Origin of the sequence: Streptomyces sp. 13-12-16, from assembly GCF_002114215.1 — a bacterium.
GTDB lineage: Bacteria > Actinomycetota > Actinomycetes > Streptomycetales > Streptomycetaceae > Streptomyces.
The window spans coordinates 1-3592 of sequence record NZ_NCTE01000939.1 but is presented as its reverse complement, the minus strand read 5'-3'; the positions used below and the strand labels follow the sequence as shown (position 1 = coordinate 3592).

Below are 3592 nucleotides of genomic sequence, written 5' to 3'. Positions count from 1 at the left end.
CGGTGCTTCCTGCGCCCGCTGCGGCACCGGGCGGTCGCCGGGGCGCCCGAGCTGGCCGGGTGGGCGGCGCGGATCGCCGCGCTGTGGCTGCTCGCGGTCCTCGGTCTCGCGCTCGCCGCGCGGCACACGTACGAGCTCTCCCTGGGGGACGGTCCGCTCGGTGACCTGGGCGAGCTGTTCGGGATCAGGCCGGTGGTGGGGTTCTCCACCGACGTGCCGCCGACCGTCCTCATCGGCCTGCTCTGGCTGGCGGGGGTGCTGCTGGTGGCGCTGACGGTGTCCCGCGGCGCCCCGTTGCCGGCCGGGCTGCTGCGCTTCCAGACGTCGGCGCGTCCGGCGGCGCAGGCGATGGTGCTGCTGTTGCTGGCCACCGTCGTCATCGGGCTCGTCATCGCGCTGGTCGTCGCCGCCACCCGGGGCCATCCGGCCGAGACGTTCGCCGTGATCCTGCTGGGGCTGCCCAACGTGGTCTGGCCGGCGCTGACGATCGGGTTCGGTGCCACCTGGGACGGCAGGGTGGAGGGGCCCTTCGGGCTGCCCATGCCGCACGTGCTCGACGAGGTGCTGCGCACGCCGGACGTCTCCACCCTGAACCTGGGCACGCTCACCGAGCACGACGGCGGGAAGTGGTGGTGGCTGCTGGTGGTGACGGCGGTGCTGCTGTCGGCCACCGCGTTCCTGATGGCGGCCCGCTCCCCGGCCGGGGTGCGGGCCTGGCAGCACGCCGTGCGCATGGCGGTGGCGCTGGCGCCGGCCGTGCTGATGATCTGCCTCACGGCCCGGATCTCCGCACGGTTCGGCCTGTCCGTGCTCGGCATCGGCGATCTGGGCGAGGGCCTCTCCGGCCAGGTACTGCTGAGACCACGGCTGTGGAGCACCCTGGGCCTGGCCCTGCTGTGGGGCCTGGTCACGGGTTTCGTGGGGGCGCTGGCGGCGCGAGGGGCACGCCGGAAGAGCAGGACCGGCCGCTGACCGGGTCCACTCCCGCGGACCGGACGCCGCACCGCACCGGCAGCAGCGGGTCGGGGCACGGTGGGCCGGCCGGGGGGCGGTGCCTCCCAGGCGGGCAGGTCGTGCTCGGGGGGCGACGTGCGGGGGACGGAATCCGGGACCGCCGTCGCGGGCGCCTACCCCCGCATCACGGCCGGCTCGTGGCGCCGCAGCAGACGGGACACCAGCAGGCCGAGGACCAGCGACAGCACGAGCAGCATGCCGACGGCGAGCAGCCACACGTCCGCCGTGTGCGCGAAGAGCGGATCACGGCTCAGGTCGCCGGGCGAGAGCGTGGGGAGCCCGATGGTGCCGGCCATCGCGGCGAACCCCCAGCGGGCGGGGACCAGCCAGGCCAGCTGCTCCAGCACGAGCACGCCCTCGAGCGGCAGCAGGGCGCCGCAGAAGACGACCTGGACGATGGCGAGCAGCACCAGCAGCGGCATCGTCACCTCCTCCTTGCGGACCACCGCGGAGATCAGCAGGCCGAGCATCATCGCGGTGAAGGCGAGCAGCGCGACGGCGACGGTGATCTCGACAAGGGGCGGCATCAGCACGCCTTCGCCGCCGGGTGCGTTCAGGTCCACGCCGAGCAGTGCGACGAGGGTCAGCACCACGGCCTGGAGCACGGTGACCGTGCCGAGCACGACCACCTTGGACATCAGGTAGGCCGATCTGGACAGGCCCACGGCCCGCTCCCGCTGGTAGATCACCCGCTCCTTGACGAGTTCGCGCACCGCGTTGGCCGCGCCGGTGAGGACCGCGCCGACGCACAGGATGAGCAGGGCGTTCATGGCGGACCTGCGCGTCAGCTCACTGCCCGCGAGGGCCCGCGCCATGCCGCCCATCACGAACGGCAGCGCGATCATCACGGCGAGGAAGGTGCGGTCCGCGGCGAGCGCGGCGGTGTAGCGGCGGACCAGGGTGCGGAGCTGGCCGCCCCAGCCGCGCGGCCGGGGCGGGGGTCCCACGACGACCGGCTCCTCGCGGGGCCGCTCGGGCTGGGCGGCGGCCTCGACGACGTACCGCCGGTGGAAGGGGGAGTCGCGGTACTGCCCCGCCCAGTCCCGGTCCCGCTGCTGCTCGAACGCCTCGAAGGCCTCCGGCCAGTGCTCGAAGCCGAAGAAGGCGAGGGCGTCACCGGGGGGACCGTAGTAGGCGGTCCTGCCGCCGGGGGCGAGGACGAGGAGGCGGTCGCAGACGTCCAGGCTGAGCACGCTGTGGGTGACGACGACGACGGTCCGGCCGTCGTCGGCGAGGCCGCGCAGCATGTGCATCACCGAGCGGTCCATGCCGGGGTCGAGGCCGGAGGTCGGCTCGTCGAGGAAGAGCAGCGACGGCTTGGTCAGCAGTTCCAGCGCGACGCTGACCCGTTTGCGCTGTCCGCCGGAGAGGCTGTGCACATGCTGGCGGGTCCGCTCCCCGAGGCCGAGTTCGCGGATCACCTCGTCGACCCGGGCCCGTCGTTCGGCCCGGGCGGTGTCCTGCGGGAAGCGCAGCTCGGCGGCGTAGGACAGGGCGGCGTGGACGGTCAGCTGGGTGTGCAGGATGTCGTCCTGCGGGACGAGGCCGATGCGCTGGCGCAGCTCGGCGTAGTCGTGGTAGAGGTCGCGGCCGTCGTAGAGGACGGTGCCGTGGTCGGCGGGGCGCTGGCCGGTGAGCGCGTTCATCAGGGTGGACTTGCCGGCACCGCTCGGGCCGACGACCGCGAGCAGGCACTTCTCCCCCACCGGGAAGGAGACGCGGTCGAGGAGGCGCTTGGTGCCCCGGTCGACGGCGACGGTGAGGTCCTGGACGTCGAGGGAGACCTCACCGGTGTCGACGTACTCCTGGAGTTCGTCACCGATCAGGCAGAAGTCGGAGTGGCCGACGCCGACGATGTCGCCGGGGCGGATGTCGGCCCGGTCGACCGGTACGCCGTTGAGGTAGGTGCCGTTGTGGCTGCCGAGGTCGACGATCTCGTACGAGCCGTCGGCGTGGACGTGCAGTTCGGCGTGGTACCGGGAGACGATCAGGTCGTCGACGACCAGGTCGTTGCCGCGGTCCCGGCCGATGCGGACGGTGCGGGTGGGCAGCGGTCGTACGGAGGCCGGCTGCCGGAAGGTGTGGGTGAGGGCGGGATGGGAGACCGCCTGCGGCCGGTCACGCGCGGGGGCGGCGAGAACGGCGCGGGGGCCGTCCTCGGGACTGCCGAAGTGGATGACGTTGCCGGGGCCGACCTCCCGGGTACGGATGCGCTGACCGTTGGCGTAGGTGCCGTGGGTGCTGTGCTCGTCCTCGACGGTCCAGCGGCCGCCCTCGGGACGGAGGACCGCATGGTGCCAGGAGACCCGGGCGTCGTCGAGGACGATGTCGCTCAACGGGTCGCGTCCCACGTGGTAGTCGCGGACCGGACTCATCACGGTGGAGCCCGTCTCGGTCTCCAGGACGAGCTCCGGGGCGACCAGTCGCTCCGCCATGTCTGGATTCTACCCATTGGCCCGTTCGGGTGCCCGGTGTCACCGGCCGGGGCGCGGCCGTGCGCCCCGGAGAGCGCCGGGTGACGTGCCGGTCCGGGCGGGCCGCGGATCCGGCACGGCCCCGGGGGCTGCGCGTCCCGCCC

At 73.6% G+C, this 3592-nt stretch carries 2 protein-coding genes; one reads left to right on the top strand and one right to left on the bottom strand.

The window, feature by feature from the left end; genetic code table 11:
- On the top strand, positions 1 to 972 hold a 972-nt coding region (locus B7767_RS32555; protein ID WP_085575266.1), incomplete at its 5' end, for a streptophobe family protein.
- Positions 973 to 1127: 155 nt separating this feature from the next.
- On the opposite strand, the gene B7767_RS32550 is transcribed toward B7767_RS32555, so the two are convergent.
- Positions 1128 to 3449: an FHA domain-containing protein gene (locus B7767_RS32550; RefSeq protein ID WP_085575265.1), complete on the bottom strand. Its 2322-nt coding sequence runs from the start codon at positions 3447 to 3449 to the stop codon at positions 1128 to 1130.
- Positions 3450 to 3592 lie beyond the last annotated feature (143 nt).

Bases quoted from the DNA above. Each gene is read 5' to 3' on its own strand.
- B7767_RS32550 (WP_085575265.1), bottom strand. From the start codon at position 3,449: ATGGCGGAGCGACTGGTCGCCCCGGAGCTCGTCCTGGAGACCGAGACG.